Annotated in this window: 22 protein-coding genes; 5 read left to right on the forward strand and 17 right to left on the reverse strand. The window is 36.4% G+C overall.

All coding sequences use genetic code 11. The features are described from left to right. Position 1: 1 nt before the first annotated feature. Positions 2-310, reverse strand: a complete 309-nt coding sequence (locus tag EGI05_RS12325) for a hypothetical protein (protein ID WP_123263312.1) — start codon at positions 308-310, stop codon at positions 2-4. Positions 311-375: 65 nt separating this feature from the next. Then, positions 376-1,341, reverse strand: coding sequence for a protein-glutamine glutaminase (locus EGI05_RS12330; protein ID WP_134197411.1), 966 nt, complete (start codon positions 1,339-1,341; stop codon positions 376-378). A 323-nt stretch (positions 1,342-1,664) separates the two neighbouring features. On the opposite strand from EGI05_RS12330, the gene EGI05_RS12335 reads away from it, so the two are divergent. After that, positions 1,665-2,417 carry an SDR family oxidoreductase gene (locus EGI05_RS12335; protein ID WP_123263314.1) on the forward strand — a complete coding sequence of 251 codons (753 nt, stop codon included), beginning with the start codon at positions 1,665-1,667 and terminating at the stop codon, positions 2,415-2,417. A gap of 104 nt (positions 2,418-2,521) precedes the next feature. Here the strand turns inward: EGI05_RS12335 and EGI05_RS12340 are convergent, their stop codons facing one another. From EGI05_RS12340 to EGI05_RS12390, 11 genes are all read right to left on the reverse strand, one after another. After that, positions 2,522-3,007, reverse strand: coding sequence for a YdbT family protein (locus tag EGI05_RS12340; RefSeq protein ID WP_123263315.1), 486 nt, complete (start codon positions 3,005-3,007; stop codon positions 2,522-2,524). Then, positions 3,007-3,735: a lipoyl(octanoyl) transferase LipB gene (gene lipB, locus EGI05_RS12345; RefSeq protein ID WP_123263316.1), complete on the reverse strand. Its 729-nt coding sequence runs from the start codon at positions 3,733-3,735 to the stop codon at positions 3,007-3,009. Before lipB ends, EGI05_RS12340 begins: the two co-directional genes overlap by 1 nt. Positions 3,736-3,766: 31 nt before the next feature. Beyond that, the gene (gene trpA / locus EGI05_RS12350) at positions 3,767-4,501 is read right to left on the reverse strand and encodes a tryptophan synthase subunit alpha (protein ID WP_123263317.1); all 735 of its coding nucleotides are present in this window, start codon (positions 4,499-4,501) and stop codon (positions 3,767-3,769) included. Positions 4,502-4,562: 61 nt separating this feature from the next. Continuing rightward, positions 4,563-5,747 (reverse strand): tryptophan synthase subunit beta, encoded by a 1,185-nt coding sequence (trpB, locus tag EGI05_RS12355; protein WP_123263318.1) that lies wholly within the window; start codon positions 5,745-5,747, stop codon positions 4,563-4,565. Between the two features lie 3 nt (positions 5,748-5,750). After that, positions 5,751-6,296 (reverse strand): GNAT family N-acetyltransferase, encoded by a 546-nt coding sequence (locus tag EGI05_RS12360; protein WP_123263319.1) that lies wholly within the window; start codon positions 6,294-6,296, stop codon positions 5,751-5,753. 24 nt (positions 6,297-6,320) lie between these two features. Beyond that, the gene (locus EGI05_RS12365; protein WP_123263320.1) at positions 6,321-7,007 is read right to left on the reverse strand and encodes a phosphoribosylanthranilate isomerase; all 687 of its coding nucleotides are present in this window, start codon (positions 7,005-7,007) and stop codon (positions 6,321-6,323) included. Beyond that, complete coding sequence (trpC, locus tag EGI05_RS12370; protein ID WP_123263321.1) at positions 7,004-7,795, reverse strand: indole-3-glycerol phosphate synthase TrpC; 792 nt, start codon at positions 7,793-7,795, stop codon at positions 7,004-7,006. The genes EGI05_RS12365 and trpC overlap by 4 nt, the downstream gene beginning before the upstream one ends. A 37-nt stretch (positions 7,796-7,832) precedes the next feature. Further along, positions 7,833-8,819 (reverse strand): anthranilate phosphoribosyltransferase, encoded by a 987-nt coding sequence (trpD, locus tag EGI05_RS12375; protein WP_123263322.1) that lies wholly within the window; start codon positions 8,817-8,819, stop codon positions 7,833-7,835. Positions 8,820-8,915: 96 nt separating this feature from the next. After that, complete coding sequence (locus EGI05_RS12380; protein ID WP_123263323.1) at positions 8,916-9,485, reverse strand: anthranilate synthase component II; 570 nt, start codon at positions 9,483-9,485, stop codon at positions 8,916-8,918. A gap of 13 nt (positions 9,486-9,498) precedes the next feature. Then, positions 9,499-10,917, reverse strand: coding sequence for an anthranilate synthase component I family protein (locus EGI05_RS12385; RefSeq protein WP_123263324.1), 1,419 nt, complete (start codon positions 10,915-10,917; stop codon positions 9,499-9,501). Positions 10,918-11,145: 228 nt separating this feature from the next. Continuing rightward, entirely contained in the window at positions 11,146-11,793 is a 648-nt protein-coding gene (locus EGI05_RS12390) for a hypothetical protein (RefSeq protein ID WP_123263325.1), read from the reverse strand. 139 nt (positions 11,794-11,932) lie between these two features. On the opposite strand from EGI05_RS12390, the gene EGI05_RS12395 reads away from it, so the two are divergent. Together EGI05_RS12395 and EGI05_RS12400 are read left to right on the forward strand one after the other, a co-directional pair. Beyond that, positions 11,933-12,157 carry a hypothetical protein gene (locus EGI05_RS12395; RefSeq protein WP_123263326.1) on the forward strand — a complete coding sequence of 75 codons (225 nt, stop codon included), beginning with the start codon at positions 11,933-11,935 and terminating at the stop codon, positions 12,155-12,157. A 3-nt stretch (positions 12,158-12,160) separates the two neighbouring features. After that, positions 12,161-12,538 (forward strand): c-type cytochrome, encoded by a 378-nt coding sequence (locus EGI05_RS12400; RefSeq protein WP_123263327.1) that lies wholly within the window; start codon positions 12,161-12,163, stop codon positions 12,536-12,538. A gap of 49 nt (positions 12,539-12,587) precedes the next feature. On the opposite strand, the gene EGI05_RS12405 is transcribed toward EGI05_RS12400, so the two are convergent. Together EGI05_RS12405 and EGI05_RS12410 are read right to left on the reverse strand one after the other, a co-directional pair. Continuing rightward, positions 12,588-13,091 (reverse strand): transposase, encoded by a 504-nt coding sequence (locus tag EGI05_RS12405; RefSeq protein WP_123263328.1) that lies wholly within the window; start codon positions 13,089-13,091, stop codon positions 12,588-12,590. A 4-nt stretch (positions 13,092-13,095) separates the two neighbouring features. After that, positions 13,096-13,551, reverse strand: coding sequence for a MarR family winged helix-turn-helix transcriptional regulator (locus EGI05_RS12410; RefSeq protein WP_123263329.1), 456 nt, complete (start codon positions 13,549-13,551; stop codon positions 13,096-13,098). 185 nt (positions 13,552-13,736) lie between these two features. Here EGI05_RS12410 and lysS point away from each other — a divergent pair, with 185 nt between their 5' ends. Together lysS and EGI05_RS12420 are read left to right on the forward strand one after the other, a co-directional pair. Then, positions 13,737-15,437: a lysine--tRNA ligase gene (lysS, locus tag EGI05_RS12415; protein WP_123263330.1), complete on the forward strand. Its 1,701-nt coding sequence runs from the start codon at positions 13,737-13,739 to the stop codon at positions 15,435-15,437. 106 nt (positions 15,438-15,543) lie between these two features. Next, on the forward strand, positions 15,544-16,368 hold the full coding sequence (locus tag EGI05_RS12420) for an OmpA family protein (RefSeq protein ID WP_123263331.1): 825 nt from the start codon (positions 15,544-15,546) through the stop codon (positions 16,366-16,368). 65 nt (positions 16,369-16,433) lie between these two features. On the opposite strand, the gene EGI05_RS12425 is transcribed toward EGI05_RS12420, so the two are convergent. Together EGI05_RS12425 and EGI05_RS12430 are read right to left on the reverse strand one after the other, a co-directional pair. Next, positions 16,434-17,438 (reverse strand): cytochrome d ubiquinol oxidase subunit II, encoded by a 1,005-nt coding sequence (locus EGI05_RS12425; protein ID WP_123263332.1) that lies wholly within the window; start codon positions 17,436-17,438, stop codon positions 16,434-16,436. Further along, positions 17,435-18,778, reverse strand: a complete 1,344-nt coding sequence (locus EGI05_RS12430; RefSeq protein WP_123263333.1) for a cytochrome ubiquinol oxidase subunit I — start codon at positions 18,776-18,778, stop codon at positions 17,435-17,437. Before EGI05_RS12430 ends, EGI05_RS12425 begins: the two co-directional genes overlap by 4 nt. Positions 18,779-18,836 lie beyond the last annotated feature (58 nt).

The raw sequence follows: 18,836 nt of genomic DNA on the forward strand, positions 1-18,836 counted from the left end.
TTTATTTAATGTCGTTAATCTGTCTTATAATATTCGTATTATTTTCAATACCTATATTAAAGGCTTTTCCCTCTTTAGCACTCTGGTTCAGTTTCTCCAAAAGAGACTTATAATCGGAATCTTTTTTTGAGAGATAAAAAACCTGCTGGCTTATCCCAATCGTAATCCGCAGAAATTTTTCAGGATTTTCCGGATCTTCAGAGACCTGATTGATCGTTGAGTTATTATACCAGGTTAAATTCTGTGAATTGGGATTGCTATTGGAACAAGAAGTTATCATAAAGAGTACTATATAAATCCATGCTTTCATAAAAATAGTATTAAAAAGCAACCCCTGCAATTTGCGCAGAATATACAGGAGCTGCATAGTAAGTTTTAAGAGATTCCTCCACAGTGCGATACACTCGGTGCAGGAGTCGGAGAACAACCTGAAAGAGATGAGAACGTTGTCAGTACACAATTGGTATTGATATAACTGTTATCATACAGGTAAGAACCGGTTGAGCTTCTGTAATAAATATTTCCTGCCGTATTCGCATATGAAGAGGAAGAAGCTGTTCCGCAAGAGGTATTTACACATGCATTTCTCCAGGTAGTTTCGGTAACAGGTCCGTTAGGAAACAGGGAAGGATCAATAATTCTTTTTTCAGTAACTCCGGAAGCATTTTTATAGCTCACCAAAATGGCTACATGATAATTCCATGATACGCAGCAAGAACCGGTAGACGCTTTCAGGTTTCCATAGATAAACTGTTTTTCACAGTCATATCCATTATTTACTAAAATTTGTCTCATTTTGTGAGCTCTTGCATAGCATCCGTCCACCGCATATCTGAATGTGATACACGGAGAAGAAGCTGTGGAAGTTCCGCAAGACTGATTTTTAATTTGGGTAAACATACTGTTTAAAGTTGCCACATTAGGGAGGACAGATGTTAATTTGTTAAGTTCCTGTTTTTCTCCTTTGGTTAGAATAGATCTGAAGTATTTGATGTCTTCTTCACTTCCTTTTTCAACCTTCACGATCTCATTACTGTTATTTTTCATGAAAACATGGATAGGTGATTCATTTTGTATAGCCTCCTTAATCAAACTGATATATTCTTCGTTTTCTTTGGTAGGCTTGATTTCATAGAACTGGGCACTGAGAATAAAAGAAACTTTCAACGTTCCGTTTTCTTCATTGATTCCCACAGGAACCGTTTTTCCGAAGTCCCTTGAAGCAATCGGGGTACTCGTGTTTTCTTTTCCGACTACATCCTGATTGGTAGAGGAGTCTGAGCAGGCATTTGATGACAATACAGTCAAAAATACCACCATTGATAAGAATAGTTTTTTCATGATTTTTAAGATTTAATATAATGGTTTGGTGTTTGGTAGGAATTATAGTTTTTAATTAATCATATGTTTAATATTTCCCTGTTTGGTGATATGAAATTAAAAAAAATCAAAATACCAGCCAATTATTTTTAATAAAAAATTAAAAAAAATACACTTTAAAGTTGAAAAAGTCTTTATTAAAAGGAAATTAGTAGAATATTCATAATCAAAAAAGAATAAAATAGAGATCCTTATTAAAGTTATCTTCATAACTCCGCAAGATCCGGATTTTTTTAGAAGGCCTCAATGGCAATCTTTGTAACAGAATTTAAAAACAGAAAACAATGCAAAGATTTAAAAACAAATTTGCGCTGATTACAGGCGGTACCAATGGAATGGGTTTAGCAACGGCCCAACAGTTCATTGATGAAGGGGGAAATGTAATTATTACGGGTAGAAGTGAAGAAACAGTGAACAAAGCTTTAAAAACACTTGGGAAAAATGCTTTTGGGATTGTATCAGACGCGGGAAATATGAAAGATCTAATGAATTTACAAAACGAAGTCAGAAAATATACTTCCCAGATAGATTTGGTTTTTGCCAATGCGGGATATGGAAAATTTGCTCCTATTGAACATGTGGATGAAAATGGATTTGATGAGCTCTTTAATTTGTTGGTAAAAGGTCCCTTTTTTACGGTTCAGCAAATGTTACCTTTGATGAAGAAAGGAAGTTCTGTTATTTTCAATACATCTGTAGCCACAGATATTGCGATGCCGAACTTTTCCATTTATTCAGCAGCGAAATCAGCGGTGCAGTCATTCATCAAAACTTTTGCTACTGAACTTACGGAAAGAGGAATCCGTGTGAACGGAATCAGTCCGGGACACATCAAAACCAATATTTTTAATAATACGGGACTGAATGCTGAACAGATTGAAAATGCGGTTGAGAAAATTATCCCTACCATTCCTTTTAAGAGGCAGGGAGAACCTGCGGAAATTGCTCATGCTGTACTTTTTCTGGCATCTGATGAAGCCTCCTATATTCACGGTGCGGAATTGAAGGTGGATGCGGGAATTTCTGTTATTGGATAAGATGTAGTATTTGAAATTTTTTGCCACTCCGTAGGAATCTAATAGAAAGATTTTCGAGAGTGATTTCGAGACTCCTATGGAATGGCAATTAATTTTATATTATGCTATGATAGAATATCCTTTATCTCCTTTGCTTTTTCATGAGTAAGCCAATCAATAATCCTGATTGTAAGATTGTTATAAATAAATGTAACAGAAAATGTTGAATTTGAAAAAATATGATAGCGGGTATTAAATTGAGTTTTTTCTATTTTGAAGTCTTCTATATTTATACTTTGAATTTTTGCTCTATAATATGTTTTTGATTTACTGAATAACTTATTCTTTTTAATCAAAATTATTTTCTCTGTATCAAATTTTAAAATTGTTTTTCCAAATGTATTCCAAAGCCAAATATACATGAATAGAATATAAAAGGCTAAAAAAGGAATGACTAAAGCTATATAAGAAATAGCAGACAATAAATAAGTTTCTCTTATTGAAGCAAGAGGTAGGATCAAGACAATAATAAAGGTTAGAATTAACAATCCAATACTTGAAAAAATTGTTAAAAACCAATTGGTTTTATTTTTAACCTTTATCGTTGTCATTATTTCTTCACAAGCTCAGCTCCAAAAACATCCACAAAATGCTTTCTGATGCTTGATTTTACAGTATCTACTTCTTCAGGAGTAAGCTCTCTTTCCAATTCTCTTTTTAAAGAAGTTACCTGCTTGTCTTTGATACCACAAGGAATAATGTATTCAAAATAGCGCATATCCGTATTCACATTCAATGCAAAGCCGTGTAAGGTTACCCAACGGGAAGCTTTTACGCCCATTGCACAGATTTTTCTGGCATAAGGTTTTCCTACATCCAGCCAAACACCGGTTTCTCCTTGTGAGCGTTCTCCCTTCAATCCGAAATCACCGATGGTTCTGATGATCACTTCTTCCAGGTTTCTCATATATAAATGAATATCAGTAAAGAAATTTTCAAGGTCCAGAACAGGATAGCCTACAATTTGTCCGTATCCATGATAGGTAATATCTCCACCACGGTTGGTCTTCACAAAAGTGGCATCAATTTCTTTTAGCTTATCAATTCCGGCCAGCATATTTTCTTCATGACCGCTTTTTCCTAAGGTATAAACATGCGGATGTTCTACCAAAAGCAAATGGTTGGGAGTGATAACGTGCTGTTCTGCAGGAAGGTCGCGGTTTTTTATTTTGGTATCAATAATATCTTTCATCAGGCTTTCCTGATAATCCCATGCGGACTGATATTCTTTTATGCCCAGATCTTCAAATTCTACTACTTTATTCTGATGTGTATTCATACCTTCTATTGATGTACAAATTTACTGAATTTTATCCTTTTATGGAATTGAGAAAATCTATGGTGCTCTTTCTCCAATCTTTATCTTCTAAAAGTATATTTACGAAAGCCGTTCCAATGATTCCGCCGTCCGCTTTTTCGGTAACATTTTCAAAATCTGCTTTTGATTTTATACCGAAACCGATCATCACAGGGTTTTTAAGAGGAAGAGAAGCCAGCTTTGAAAGGTAATCTTCATTTTTCAGGACAGTATTTTCTTTTCCTGTTGTGGATGAGGAACTTACAGCGTAAAGAAATCCGGAACTTAAAGAATCCAGGTAAAGAATTCTTTCATCGGACGTTTCAGGAGTGACCAGAAAAGTAAAATTAAGATCATATTTTCTCAAAATTTCCCGATAATTCTTTTCAAACTCAATAGGAGGTAGATCGGGAATAATCAATCCTGAAACTCTGCTTTCTGAACATTCTTTGCAGAAATTTTCAAATCCGAAGCTTAAAACGGGATTGATGTAACCCATTAAAATAATGGGAATTTTTATTTCGTTTTTAATGGATTTCAATTGAGAAAAAAGCTTTTCTATTGTCATTCCGTTTCTCAAAGCCAGTTCATGAGCTTGCTGAATAACCGGACCATCCGCTACAGGATCGGAATAGGGCATCCCGATTTCTATCATGTCGACTCCGGAATCCTGAATAAGTTTTATAATTTCACCCGTATCTTCCAACTGTGGAATTCCTGCTGTAAAATATATGTTGAGTTTTTTCATTTATTTTTAGTTGTTAGAGATTAGATGTTAGATGAGGGTGGTGCAACTCATAACTATTAACTTATAATTCATAACTCTTCAAATACGTTTCCATATCCTTGTCACCACGTCCGCTCAGACAAATTACCACAATATCATTTTCATTGAACGTCTTTTTGTCTAAAACCGCCAAGGCATGGGCACTTTCCAAAGCAGGGATAATTCCCTCCAGCTTCGTTAGTTCAAAAGCGGATTGTAATGCTTCATCATCATTAATGCTGAAAAATTCCGCCCGTTTTTCCTGAAACAGATGAGCATGGAAAGGCCCGATTCCCGGATAATCTAATCCGGCGGAAATAGAGTGGGGTTCAATCACCTGCCCATCATTGGTCTGCATGACAAGGCTTTTGCTTCCGTGCAAAACACCCAATGTTCCCAAAAAGGTAGTTGCTGCCGATTTTCCGGACTCAATACCATGACCGCCGGCTTCTGCGGCAATAATTTTCACATGTTCTTCTTCTACAAAATGATAAAAAGTCCCGGCAGCATTACTTCCGCCACCCACACAGGCAATCACATAATCCGGATTTTCTCTTCCAATGTGTTCTTTCAGCTGCTCTTTGATCTCTTTTGAAATGACACTTTGAAATCTTGCTACCAAATCAGGGAAAGGATGAGGTCCAACCACACTTCCAATCACATAATGGGTAGTTACAGGATTGTTGATCCAGTCTCTTAACGCTTCGTTTACAGCATCCTTCAATGTTTTTGACCCTGAAGTTGCGGCAACCACTTTAGCGCCAAGCATTTTCATTCTTGCGACATTCGGAGCCTGTCTTTGGATATCGATTTCACCCATATACACGATGCACTCCAATCCAAGCAATGCACAGGCTGTAGCAGTGGCAACTCCATGTTGTCCTGCTCCCGTTTCTGCAATGATCCTTGTTTTTCCAAGACGTTTCGCCAGTAAAACCTGTCCTAAAGCATTATTGATTTTGTGGGCTCCGGTATGGTTAAGATCTTCTCTTTTTAAATAGATATGCGTATGGTATTTTTTACTCAGATTTTCAGCATAATAGAGTGGAGTAGCACGTCCTACATAGTTTTTCAATAAAAACTGATATTCTTTCTGAAAGTCTTCGGATTCTATGATTGCAAGATAGTTTCTCTGTAATTCTTCTACATTCGGATACAGCATTTCGGGGATGAATGCTCCGCCAAATTCACCATAATATCCGTATTCATCCGGGTTTTTATAATTCATTTTTTATTCTTTAGTAATTAAATAAGCATTATTCTGTGAACTAAGCCGGCTGAGCTTTTCTTTTTTTTCCTGAGAGATATTGAAAATTAAAATATCATTATCTTCCGAATTTACCCATTCCTGGCCAACTTTTTCCTGGATCGCTTTAGCTTTATCATACAGGATTTCTATATTGCACTTCTCGTAAAAAGGACGAAGATTTTCATGACAAAACCCGATGGTTTCAATATTTCTTTGAGCGACATTATCTTTAAAGTATTGAACCAGTCTGGATCCATTTCCTTTTTTTCTATAGTTTGAAATGAGTCCGACCGCTTCCGCCAAGGCAATTCGTTCTCCAGATATTTCCAAAACAAAATCAAAATTAATTCGGATAATCGCCAATATGCTGTCATCTGGATTCAACAGAAAATGAAACTCCGAATCTTTAAAAAACTTTCGGAAATAGGTGGATTTCATTGCATTCCATGCCGGTATATCCCATAATTGCAGAATATATTCTATCTCATGTTCTGTTAGTTCGTCGGTTTGTTTTACCTGATATTGCATAGGTTTGGATTATTCATTATCATTTTACAATATATTCCTTTCTCTTTGTAAAAAAGATTTGAATTGCCTGATTTTGTCAATGTCTTTATTACCGGGCATTATTTCAAACTTTGAGTTAATATCTAAAGCAAAAGGCTTATGTTTTAAAGTCTTGCTATTCTCTATGTTTTCTTCTGAAATCCCGCCGCTTAAAAAATAAGGAAGCGGTATTTCAAACTCATTCAGGATACTCCAGTCAAATTGTTTCCCTGTTCCGCCAAAAGCTTTGCTGTCCGTGTCAAAAAGAAAAAAATTAACAGTTGATAGTTGCTGGTTGATAATTTCTTCAATTTGGTTTTTGATTTTCGGTTTCTGATTTCCAACCCTGATCGTTTTTATAATCCCTGTTTCCGGCCTCAGTTTTTCTCTTAGTTCAAAAACAAAATCTGCATTTTCATCACCATGAAGCTGTATAAAATTCAGGTTGGTATTTTTTGCTATCTCTATCATTGTATTCATTTCTTCATTTACAAAAACTCCGACTTTTCCTTGATGATCAATTGTTGAAATATCATCTAAACTTAAATGATTCAGAACATATCTCGGTGATTTTTCATAGAATATGAAACCAAGAAAATCTGCATTCATGGAAATCAATTCATCTATCTGATCCCTTTTGGTTAAACCGCAGACCTTGAGTTTTAGATGTAAAGTTTGAAGTCCGGAATTCATGATTCAAAATTGCTTTTTTGTACAGAAATAAATTCTTCAAATGCTTTTCCGGGATTTTTATTTTTCATAAAATATTCCCCCATAAGGAACCCGTCAAATCCTTTTTCCTTTAAATAATTAAAATCTTTAATACTGTAAATTCCACTTTCTGCAACTGATACAGTTTCTTTGGGCAGCAGATTTTTCAATTGAACCGAATGCTGTAGATCTACTTTGAAATCCTTTAAATTTCTATTGTTGATCCCGACCAGATCCACTTTTGAGTTATAATGCTTCAATTCTTCTTCAGTATGAATTTCAAGCAGAACTTCCAGTCCCAATTCATGAGATAAATCGGTGAATTCTTCAACCTGTGCTGGTGAAAGACAAGATGCAATCAGTAAAATCACATCCGCGCCTATGCTTTTGGCTTCATAAAACTGATATTCATCTATCATGAAATCTTTTCGCAGAATCGGAATATTGATATGGTTACGGACATTTAAAATATCCTCGGATGAGCCACCAAAGAAATCTTTATCAGTAAGGATTGAAATCCCGCTGGCTTCAAATTTTTCATACGCTGAAACCACTTCCAAAGGCGAAACATGATCATTAATGATTCCTTTTGATGGAGATTGTCTTTTAAATTCGGCAATAATCCCGCTTCTGCTTTTTGTGCTTTCTTTTAAAGAAATGTTTTTTCTTCCGAAGAATCCGGAGTTTTTTAATTCCTCAACAGAAACTTTTAATCGGGATGCTTCAACTTCCTCTTTTTTTCTCTCTATAATTGTATCCAGTATTGTCATTACGTTTTTTTAACTTATAACTCATCATTTAAGAATTCTACTCCAGCAAAAGCTGAAGACATTTTAATGCTTTTCCGCTTTCTAAACTTTCCTGGGCCTGTAGAAGGCAATCATCATAACTGCCAAACTTATTGGTGTTATATAGCGCAACGGAAGCATTGGCTAAAACCACGGAATTCTGCTGTCTGGTTCCTTTTCCCTGTAAGATGTTTCTGAAAATTTTTGCCGTTTCATGGGAAGTGCTTCCCGCTTCTATACTTTCCGGAGAAACAGAATCAAAACCGAGATCCTCAGTAGAGTAAATCTCTTCTCCTTTTTTTGTAATAATCTTTGTATCGTGAGTGAGGCTTATTTCATCATAGCCGTCCATACTGTGAACCAAAATGAAATCACGCTCATCTTTTTGCATAAGATACTGGTAGATTCTTGCTATTTCAAGATTGTAAACTCCGATCATTGAAAACTTGGGTTTGGCCGGGTTTACTAAAGGTCCAAGAAGATTGAAAAAAGTCCTTAAACCCAATGATCTCCGTAAAGCACCAACAGATTGAAGCGCCGGATGAAAATAAGGAGCATGTAAAAAGCAAATGTTGGCTCTTTCCAGATCCTGGTTTAATGTATCGACGTCTGTCTTGAAAGTATATCCAAGTTCTTCCATAACGTTGGATGATCCGGTAACGGTTGATGCTCCGTAATTTCCATGTTTGCTTACTTTCTGGCCTGCTCCGGCAACAATAAAACTAGCCAGAGTAGATATGTTGATGGTATTTTTTCCATCTCCGCCCGTTCCTACAATGTCTATGGTATCATCGGCATCCAAAGTAATGGGAACCGCCATCTGTAATAGCGCTTCTCTGAAACCTTCCAATTCTTTTAAAGTAATATTTCGCATCAGGAAAACACTGATGAAAGCCGTTACTTCAATACTATTGAACTTATTCTGTGCAATCTCAATCATGATCGCCTTAGCCTCAGACTTGGATAAGGTATGATGATTGAACAGGTACTGTAAAATTTCTTTCATTTGTGGGGTCTTTATCGTTGAGGGATCTTGTGTAATACTATTCATTTCAGGGCATTATCAATCATCTTTGATGAGAATTATACTTTCTTTGTTGCTTTAGTTTTGTAAAAAATTGCGGATAATGATTTCCCCATCTGGAGTCAGGATGCTTTCAGGATGGAACTGTACCCCATGAACATCATATTTCTTATGTTGCAAAGCCATGATCATTCCGTCTTTATCTACAGCCGTTATTTCCAGTTCATCCGGGAAACCTTCAGGGTTTACCGCCCAGCTGTGATATCTTCCGACTTCAATTCCGGAGTGTAAGTTTCTGAAAAGCTTAGTGTCATTTTTTACAAGCTCAGCAGAAGTGGCAACACCGTGGAAAATCTCGGTAAGGTTGATTAAACTTCCTCCAAAAGCTTCCGCAATAGCTTGTTGGCCTAAGCAAACTCCCAGAATACTTTTGGTGGCTGCATATTCTTTGATAAGGTCCAATAAAATTCCCGCTTCTTCAGGAATTCCCGGGCCGGGCGAAAGTATTATTTTATCATATTTTTCAATTTCCTCTAAAGAAATTTCATCATTTCGATACACATCCACTTTATCATTCAGAATTCTTTCAATGATCTGAACAAGGTTATATGTGAAGCTATCGTAATTGTCAAAGACTAATGTTTTCATTTTGATCGTAGTTTTAATCTATTGTGGCAGCTTTCTGAACTGCTTTTTTTAAGGCATTTAATTTATTATTCACTTCCTGAAGCTCATTTTCCGGCTCTGATTTGGCAACAATCCCTGCTCCCGCCTGATAATACAATGTATTGTTTCTGCTCAGGAATGTTCTGATCATAATGGCTTGATTACAATCGCCATTGAGTCCGATGATTCCGATACAGCCTCCGTAATATCCCCGCGAATCTTTTTCATACTTATTGATCAGTTGAAGGGCTTTATGTTTAGGAGCGCCGCTTAATGTTCCCTGTGGAAAAGTGGCTGCAACCATTTCAAAAGGATTCTGGTTTTCCGGAAGTTCGGCGGTAACTTCACTTACCATATGAATGACATGAGAAAAAAGCTGGATTTCCTTTAATTTCGTAACAGTGACGTTTTTTCCTAGCTTTCCTAAATCATTCCGGGCTAAATCGACTAACATCGTATGCTCCGCATTTTCTTTAGGATCTTTTTTCAATTCCTCAATAGACTGAAGATCGGTATCGAAATGTCCCGTTCTTTTGAATGTCCCTGCAATGGGGTGAATGATAGCTTTGTTATTTTTGATGATCAGCTGACTTTCCGGGCTGGAACCAAATAATTTATAGTTCCCATAATCAAAAAAGAATAAATAAGGAGAAGGGTTGATGTTTCTTAATGCGCGGTACACATTGAACTCATCTCCCTGAAATTTTTGCTCAAATCTCCTGCTTAAAACCAGTTGAAAGACATCTCCTCTCATACAATGCTTTTGAGCGGTTTTTACCAGATCAATATATTCTTCATCCGTAATATTAGATGTTTCTTCACCTATCTTTTCAAAAGAATAAACAACAGAATTTTGATTTTTAATGAGACTTTCCAGTAAATACAGTTCAGATTTCACGCCTTCGATCTGGTTTTCAATAATGTGCATTTCATCGGTGTAATGATTGATGGCAATGACATATTGGTATAATCTGTATCTGAGAATAGGAATCTCAACCTCAGAACTTTGAGCTTTGAATTGTATTGTGTCAAAGAACTGTACCGCTTCATAGCTGGTATATCCAAAAAGACTCTGGGCTGTTTGCTCAACCGGATCTTTGGTTTTTTCGCAGACAAAAATGTGAGAAAAATGTTCAAAAATATCAGCAACTTTATGTTCGATGATGAATTGCTTGATAGGCTCTTCTCCCGGAAGTTTTATTTCAAATTCGTTGAGGTTTTTTATTTCAATCCCTGCAACGGCATTAATGGCAATAAAGGAAAAATTATTGTCAATGTTTTTAGAATCGGAGCTTTCCAGAAGAATGGTGTCCCGGAACTTGTCCCGAAGTTGTAGATAAATGTTCATCGGGGTTTTCAGGTCGCCCAACGTTTTTTTGGAAACAGTTTTTATTTGTATTTTTTTATTGAACATTTTGGGAAGTATTTTGATATGAATTTAATAAATAAAAAAAAGACTCTGACGAATTCGTCAAAGTCTTTGATATATTTTTTGTATTATTCCAGTTGTAGATTAACAACATGACAAAAGCTTCAGACCCGACGAAGAGTTTGAAAGCCACCACCACATATTGTTGTTGTTATTTAACATGGGACAAATGTAAATAAAAATTTTAATATAAAAACAAATTGAGCTGTTAAATTATTTTTCAAGGGCTTTTAACTCTTTTCTTAATGCTGCTAATTGCTTCTGATAGGCATCATTATGATATAACTTCAGATAGTCTTCCAAAGCGGAAATGTATTCTTTTATGAATTCCGGATTCGTCTTATCTGCTTCATATTTAATTTTAGCAGCATCAATGGGTTTTCGTTTTTCATATTTCTCCATTATTTTTCCTTCTTCGGATTGATTATAGAGAATAACGATATTTTTTTCATACCCCGGAATATATTTTACCGGAAAAGCGATTCCCGTTTGAGGAATTCTGATCGCATTTTCTATCGGATAAATAGTTGCTGTTGTGGTAGAGAAAAAGGTAGTGATGTATTGTCCGTCAAGCTTTTTTACAATCGCTTCGTAATCGTGAATATAACGCTCATTTAAAGTGGAATTGGTTTCAACATCTGACGTAATAATTGCTGTACTTTCCACACCGTATTTATTCAGGAACCATGCGTTTAAAAACTGACCTGCAACTCCGTTGGCTATACTTAAAGGAATAATAGGAATAAGGAACCAGCCTTTTTTCGTAACAAAAGTCAATAATCCGAAAATAAAGAGCAGGATCACCACAGTATAAAAACCGTGATGGCTTGTGAAAAACAAAATTTTAGAAAGACTTACCATAACTTAAAATTAAACAATCTTTATGTATATAGGTTACAGAAATTATTAATTTTCTGAGAAATATGATGAAGATGGAGATTTATCATGAGTTTACAACGTAATTTTTTATATTTTTGCTCTGAATTTATATAGAAAAATAATGAAAAAAGTATTAGCAATCGCATTTATCGGAAGTTTATTCGTGGTAAACTGTTCTAAAAAACCGGATCATTCTTTACAAGACAGCAATACGATGCTTGAAGAGCCTGAAGTAACAACTGTAGTAGATTCTTCTGCAACAACGCGTAATAAGCCTGAGGCAGATGTAAATGCTGCTGTATCAGTTCCTGCAAGTGAAGCAAAAGCGGATACTCTTACAAAATAATACATGAAAAAATTGTTTTTGGCGGGATGTATAGGGTTTTTAACCCTTTCCTGTTCTCAAAAAGAAAATACACCTGTTGATGCCGGATCTGCAGAAGCAACATCTGTTTCTGAGCCTGCTAAAGCCAATCTTTCAGGAGATCAGATCATTGAAACATTGGATTGCACCGGTTGTCACACTGTGAATGAAAGAATGATAGGACCTTCATATCAGGAAATAGCAGATAAATATGCTGAAAAAGATGTTGAACTGCTTGCTTCAAAAATTATTGAAGGCGGAAGTGGCGTTTGGGGGAGTGTTCCAATGCAGCCTCATCCTCAGGTATCCAAAGAAGATGCAAAAAAAATGGTAGAATATATTTTGACTTTAAAAAAGAAATAAATTTCACATTTTTAAATAAAAAAAGCCTTACAAATCTGTAAGGTTTTTTTTATGAACGAAAACTGAATAATTTAACGCATAATGGGATCAGCCCGCATGAAATGATTATAAAAATAGCCACTCTTACACAGTTGAGTTTTTGCCAAAGAGATACTTTGCTGATAAGATTTGCGGGTACTGTTTGTGATTCCGCTATTTTTTGAAATAAGATGATATTAGGAGCAAAAAATGTCAATGTCCAGACCCTAACTGCAATATGAAGAATAAATAAAACGAGAAGCCAGTTTCTCACAGGATCGATTTTCCAACAAAAGAGAATGGTTAAAATGAATATAACTTCATGAAGAGAATGAAAAATAATCCAGAAATTTTTCAGACTGGTGCCATTTCCATCCAATAATAGTTTGAAATGGTTTGGTGGGAATGATGCCCATTTAGGAACAAAGACCAGGGTTTCAAAAATTTGGGCCCCATTCATTAGAAAATAGATCAGTGTTGTGGCACAAAGCCATATTTCAGCACGTGCTACATAATTGGTGGTTAGAGTTTCCATTGTATTATTTTTTATTAAGGTGGTCTGACATCTCTTGCATAATGACTGCCGCTTCTGTAAAATAGCGTTTGATTACAGACAATTCTTCCTCTGAAAAAGTAGAAATAAGTTCTTGTGTTTTTTGTTGTAAATCGTCAAAAAGTGGTTTTAAAAGTTTCATGCTGTTTTCCATATTGGGAATAATGATCACTTTTCTTCGGTCTTCCTTGCTGAATTGCCTTTTGAGAAGTTTCTTTTTCTCCAGGCGATCTATTAAGCCTGTGACTGCACCGGTAGTTAAGCCCGTCAGTTTTGATATTTCACCGGCAGTGATGGATGGATATTGAAGGATAAGTCCTAAATATTTATGATCTGTCCCGGAAAGTCCAGCTTTTTTTGCAATGGCTTCATGCATAAAAATGGAGGAATCAGAATATTTTCTGCTCGCAGCCCTGAATTGTTGTAAGAATTCTTCAGTCATTATTTAGTTTAGTTGTTAATTATCTTAGTTGCTAAGATAAAATATTTTTTTGAATTACAATAGGTAGTAGTCAATTTTTGTAATCATGAATAATTGTTTGAGCCGTAAGGAATTATTAAATCCGTTTTTTCCTCTAGGATTTTATAAATTATCACTAAATTTGTACGCTTTTAGAAAAATAAGAAATGCAATTATCAGAACAAGAAATCATTAGAAGAGAAAAGCTGAACAAGCTTGTTGAAATGGGAATCAACGCATTCCCTGCGGATGAATATGTAATTACAGATACTACACAATCTATAAAACAGGATTTTTCTGAAAATAAACAGGTGAAGATCGCTGGTAGATTGATGTCCCGCAGAATTCAAGGTAAGGCTTCTTTTGCTGAATTGCAGGATTCTACTGGTAAGATCCAGGTATATTTCAACAGAGATGAGATCTGTACAGGTGAAGATAAAACGTTGTATAATGAAGTATATAAGCACCTTTTAGATATAGGAGATATTATTGGGATTGAAGGGGAATTATTTACTACACAGGTAGGGGAGAAGACTGTTTTAGTTAAAAACTTTACCTTGTTAACGAAATCTCTTCGTCCGCTACCATTGCCTAAAACAGATGCGGAAGGAAATGTTCATGATGCATTTGTAGATCCGGAATTGCGTTACAGACAACGTTATGCAGATTTAGTAGTCAACCCACATATCAAAGAGATCTTCGTGAAAAGAACAAAATTGTTCAACGCGATGAGAACTTTCTTTAATGATGCAGGATATTTTGAGGTGGAAACACCAATCTTGCAATCGATCCCTGGAGGAGCTGCTGCAAGACCGTTTATTACCCATCATAATGCATTAGACATTCCATTGTATTTAAGAATTGCCAATGAATTGTATCTGAAAAGATTGATCGTAGGTGGATTTGACGGAGTGTATGAATTCTCTAAAAACTTCAGAAATGAAGGGATGGACAGAACCCATAATCCGGAGTTTACTGCCATGGAAATTTATGTAGCCTACAAAGACTACAACTGGATGATGGACTTTACAGAAAGATTATTGGAATTCTGTGCTACACAGGTTAATGGAAATGCAGAATCAACTTTCGGTGAGCATAAAATTAGCTGGAAAGCACCATATCCGAGAATTTCAATGACGGAAGCCATCCAGAAATTCACAGGGTTTGACATTACGGGAAAAACAGAGCAGGAATTATTTGATTTCGCAAAATCTATCGGAATTGAAGTGGATGAAACGATGGGTAAAGGTAAGCTGATCGATGAAATCTTCGGAGAAAAATGTGAAGGAAACTTCATCCAGCCGACATTCATTACAGATTACCCGGTAGAAATGTCACCTTTAACGAAAAAGCACAGAAGTAAGGAAGGTTTGACCGAGCGTTTCGAATTAATGGTGTGTGGAAAGGAAATTGCCAATGCGTATTCTGAGCTGAATGATCCTATTGACCAGAGAGAGCGTTTTGAAGAGCAATTGAGACTTTCTGAAAAGGGAGATGATGAAGCAGGACAATTTATTGATGAGGATTTCTTAAGAGCTTTGGAATATGGAATGCCGCCAACTTCAGGATTAGGAATCGGTATGGACAGATTGATTATGTTCTTAACGAATAATCCGTCTATCCAGGAAGTATTATTCTTCCCTCAGATGAGACCGGAAAAAACGGTTCCTCAGGTTGAATTGGGAGAAGATGAAAAAGTAATCCTTGAAATTCTGAATTCTCAGGAAGAACCATTTTCTTTAGCTGAAGTAAAAGAGAGAAGCCAGTTATCCGGAAAAAAATGGGATAAAGCATCCAAGACTTTAACAAAGAATAATCTGGTGAAAGTTGAAAAGATTGATGAAAATCTTTTAATGAAATTAGTATAATCTTTACAATAGAATAGTACAAATAGAATTCCTGAGTTTTTCAGGAATTTTTTATTTTTATGAACTATAAATTGACCTTTCCCGTTGTTTAGAAAACCTACAACCGATGAAACCTGTCCTTTGCCTCAGTCTTATTATATTTTCGGCAGGAATTAATGCTCAAATGCTCACATCTGTTTATTTTGAGCATAACAGTTATGAGCTTGGCGCAGAATCTAAAAAGAAGCTGGATAGTTTAGCTGCGTTAAAAACTAATCTTACATTCAGAATTTTTGGAAATTGTGATCCTTCAGGAAGTACAGAATACAATAAAATCTTATCTGAACATCGGGCAAATACTGTTTATGAATATTTGCAGGGAAAAATAGGGAATAATATCCAATTGGTAAGCTCAAGAGGGTTAGGAGAAGAAAAACAGATCAATGATAATACTACAGAACAATTACGAGAAAAAAACAGGAGGGTAGATGTTTTCATAGAACAGAAGTATGTTCCGGGACAAAAAATATCCAGAAGAGTACTTCCGAGCTTTTTGGATACTCAAATTTCCCAAATGAGAGTAAATGATACCTACTCGTTGCCTGATGTCAATTTTATCGGGAATCGGCATGTTTGGCTTCCCAATGGAGATGCACAGCTTCTCCGCCTTTTAAAGATATTAAAAGAGAATCCGGCATTGGAAATTGAACTGCAGGGACATATTTGCTGTGATTACGAAAATTTTGATGGGGAGGATATCGATTTAGGAACGTTTAATCTTTCCTGGACAAGAGCCAATGCCATCAAGGAGTATCTTGAAAAACAAGGGATAGATCCTTCACGGATCAGAGCAAAAGGCCTTGGACATCTCAATCCTGCGGTTTATCCTGAACTAACAGAAGCAGATCAGGTGAGAAATAGAAGAGTAGAATTGGTTTTGATTAGAAAGTAAATTGGAAAGTTTCGGCGGCAGCTTTGCTGCCGCCGAAACTTTTTATCAAAAAATAAAATACATTATCACCTCCTTTGTTTGCTAAATGAAGCCATCAGATAAAACAAAAACGGTAAAATAAAAAGCGATCCCAACATCAGAGCCCATGCTAAAGCGGAAATAGCTTTGGGAGCCGCAGCTTCATACAATAATGAAAGATGGCTGCCATTTCCTAATAAGATAATATCCGGATAATGTTGATAGGTTGCAGCTACCAGGATCATGATCATCTGAAATCCGGCTAAAACCCGGACAGGCATAAGCTTTCTTTCCCTCATACAGTAAAAGATCAATCCTAAAGCTAGTGTTGCCAAAACAACAGCCGTAATACCCAACGGTTTAGAGAAAACCCACATCAGAAGCGGAATATCTGAGAGATAAGCCGTAATGAAAACCAGGATACCTGTTACTACGACGAAAATCATGGTTTGTTTAGACTTTCTGATCATCAAGGTAAGATCCAGTTTATCCTTAGTTTCTCTTAAAGAAAAGATTGATGCTAAATAAGCGCATAGAGACACAGTGAATAAGCCTACTGCAGCTCCGAACCAATTCAGCCAGCTAAAAATATAAAGACTTAAAAAATCTGTAGCATCGGGATTGATGGATTTTGAAACCGTAGAAGCGGCAATTAACCCAAGGAAAAAAGGGGTCAATAAACTCGCATAGTAAAAAATCTGGGTGTATAAAATCTGCCAGTCGTCCTTTACAGCATCATAATGCCTGAACGTAAAAGCAGTTCCTCTTGCGATAATTCCCAAAAGCATTAATACCAAAGGAATATGAAGGTAGGTCGACAAAGTAGTATAAATACCTGGAAACCCTACAAAAAGAATCACGATAGCAATGATCAGCCACATATGATTGGCCTCCCAAACCGGGGCAATAGATTCATACATGATCTGTTCCGTTTTATGACGGGCTTTTTTATGTGTGAAAAGTTCCACAATACCTGCCCCGAAATCGGCACCGCCTAAAATGATATACAGGCATATCGATAACCAAAGGAAAGCTATAACAACGTAGATCATGATTTCTTGTTTTTATCGTTAAACTGACCATCTGTAGGATCATAAAGTTTAGGAACCATTTGTATTTGTCTTCTCAAAAGAAAAATGATAATAAAAGATAAAGACACGAATATAGCGGTGAAAAAATAAAAGGAATACTGAATTCCAGGCATTGGAGTTACTGCATCTATGGTCCGCATGATCCCATAAATGATCCAGGGTTGTCTCCCTACTTCTGTTACAGTCCAGCCGGCTTCTAAGGCAATATACCCGAAAGGTGTTGCAAAGAGGAATGTTTTTAACAGCCATCTCTTTCCCAGCCATTCTTTCCTGAAAAATAAGGCATATAAATAAACGGTTCCAATACAGATCATTACCACTCCAAAGAAAATCATAATCTGGAAAGCATAATGTACTACAGCAACAGGTGGCCATTCATCTTTGGGAAAATCATTCAGACCTTTTACTTCGGAATTGAAGTTATTACTTACTAAGAAACTTAACACTTTTGGGATTTTTATAGCGTATTTAATTTCTCCTTTTTCTTCATCAGGAACTCCGCCGATTACAAAAGCCGCCCCTTTTTCTGTTTCAAAATGAGCTTCCATGGCTGCCAGCTTGATAGGTTGTCTTTCAGCAACGGATTTTGCAGCAATATCACCACTCAAAGGTGCGCCAAATGCACCAATTAAGGCAAATCCAGCTGCAATTCTAAACGCTTTGGTATGAAATTCAACATTCTTTTTTCTCATGATCAGATAAGCATGAACTCCTGCAACCGCAAAGCCGGTAGCACAAAACGCAGCAACAGTCATGTGTAAAGCCTGTGGAAACCAGGCGTCATTGAACATTGCTTTTATAGGGTCGATATTCACATATTTACCATCAATATAATCAAATCCGGCAGGAGAGTTCATCCAGGCATTGGCGGCCACGACAAGAATTCCGGAAGCCAATCCGCTTAAACCGACTAAAAAGCCGCAAAACCAATGAAACCATTTATTGAATCTGTCCCAGCCGTACAAAAAGAAACCAATAGCAATAGCTTCAATAAAAAAGGCTGTACCTTCCAGCGAAAACGGCATCCCGAAAATAGGTCCTGCATATTTCATGAATTCAGGCCAAAGTAATCCCAATTCAAATGAAAGCATGGTTCCGGAAACCGCACCGGTAGCAAATAAAATTGCAACTCCCTTACTCCAGGCTTTTGTGAGCCCTTTGTAGATCTCATTATTGGTTTTAAGGTATTTCCAGTGTGCAAAAGCCATTAAGAAAGGCATCACCATACCAACACAGGCAAAAATGATATGAAAACCGAGGGATATGGCCATTTGTGCACGAGCGGCAAGAAAATCGTCCATAATATCAACTTTTTGAGTAAATAAAGGTACGGATAAATTATGGACAGCTCATATGATT

This window comes from Chryseobacterium daecheongense (assembly GCF_003729955.1).
In the GTDB taxonomy this organism is placed as follows: domain Bacteria; phylum Bacteroidota; class Bacteroidia; order Flavobacteriales; family Weeksellaceae; genus Chryseobacterium; species Chryseobacterium daecheongense.

What these genes read in the sequence shown, in the direction of transcription:
- trpA (WP_123263317.1), bottom strand. Translation starts at nt 4,501, where the DNA reads ATGAAAAAACTCAACATATATTTTACAGCAGGAATTCCACAGTTGGAA.
- EGI05_RS12325 (WP_123263312.1), bottom strand. Translation starts at nt 310, where the DNA reads ATGAAAGCATGGATTTATATAGTACTCTTTATGATAACTTCTTGTTCC.
- EGI05_RS12420 (WP_123263331.1), top strand. Translation starts at nt 15,544, where the DNA reads ATGAAACCTGTCCTTTGCCTCAGTCTTATTATATTTTCGGCAGGAATT.
- EGI05_RS12365 (WP_123263320.1), bottom strand. Translation starts at nt 7,007, where the DNA reads ATGAATTCCGGACTTCAAACTTTACATCTAAAACTCAAGGTCTGCGGT.
- EGI05_RS12400 (WP_123263327.1), top strand. Translation starts at nt 12,161, where the DNA reads ATGAAAAAATTGTTTTTGGCGGGATGTATAGGGTTTTTAACCCTTTCC.
- trpB (WP_123263318.1), bottom strand. Translation starts at nt 5,747, where the DNA reads ATGAATTATAAAAACCCGGATGAATACGGATATTATGGTGAATTTGGC.
- EGI05_RS12330 (WP_134197411.1), bottom strand. Translation starts at nt 1,341, where the DNA reads ATGAAAAAACTATTCTTATCAATGGTGGTATTTTTGACTGTATTGTCA.
- EGI05_RS12395 (WP_123263326.1), top strand. Translation starts at nt 11,933, where the DNA reads ATGAAAAAAGTATTAGCAATCGCATTTATCGGAAGTTTATTCGTGGTA.
- EGI05_RS12410 (WP_123263329.1), bottom strand. Translation starts at nt 13,551, where the DNA reads ATGACTGAAGAATTCTTACAACAATTCAGGGCTGCGAGCAGAAAATAT.
- EGI05_RS12385 (WP_123263324.1), bottom strand. Translation starts at nt 10,917, where the DNA reads ATGTTCAATAAAAAAATACAAATAAAAACTGTTTCCAAAAAAACGTTG.
- EGI05_RS12335 (WP_123263314.1), top strand. Translation starts at nt 1,665, where the DNA reads ATGCAAAGATTTAAAAACAAATTTGCGCTGATTACAGGCGGTACCAAT.
- trpC (WP_123263321.1), bottom strand. Translation starts at nt 7,795, where the DNA reads ATGACAATACTGGATACAATTATAGAGAGAAAAAAAGAGGAAGTTGAA.
- EGI05_RS12430 (WP_123263333.1), bottom strand. Translation starts at nt 18,778, where the DNA reads ATGGACGATTTTCTTGCCGCTCGTGCACAAATGGCCATATCCCTCGGT.
- EGI05_RS12360 (WP_123263319.1), bottom strand. Translation starts at nt 6,296, where the DNA reads ATGCAATATCAGGTAAAACAAACCGACGAACTAACAGAACATGAGATA.
- EGI05_RS12340 (WP_123263315.1), bottom strand. Translation starts at nt 3,007, where the DNA reads ATGACAACGATAAAGGTTAAAAATAAAACCAATTGGTTTTTAACAATT.
- EGI05_RS12380 (WP_123263323.1), bottom strand. Translation starts at nt 9,485, where the DNA reads ATGAAAACATTAGTCTTTGACAATTACGATAGCTTCACATATAACCTT.
- EGI05_RS12405 (WP_123263328.1), bottom strand. Translation starts at nt 13,091, where the DNA reads ATGGAAACTCTAACCACCAATTATGTAGCACGTGCTGAAATATGGCTT.
- lysS (WP_123263330.1), top strand. Translation starts at nt 13,737, where the DNA reads ATGCAATTATCAGAACAAGAAATCATTAGAAGAGAAAAGCTGAACAAG.
- trpD (WP_123263322.1), bottom strand. Translation starts at nt 8,819, where the DNA reads ATGAAAGAAATTTTACAGTACCTGTTCAATCATCATACCTTATCCAAG.
- EGI05_RS12390 (WP_123263325.1), bottom strand. Translation starts at nt 11,793, where the DNA reads ATGGTAAGTCTTTCTAAAATTTTGTTTTTCACAAGCCATCACGGTTTT.
- EGI05_RS12425 (WP_123263332.1), bottom strand. Translation starts at nt 17,438, where the DNA reads ATGATCTACGTTGTTATAGCTTTCCTTTGGTTATCGATATGCCTGTAT.
- lipB (WP_123263316.1), bottom strand. Translation starts at nt 3,735, where the DNA reads ATGAATACACATCAGAATAAAGTAGTAGAATTTGAAGATCTGGGCATA.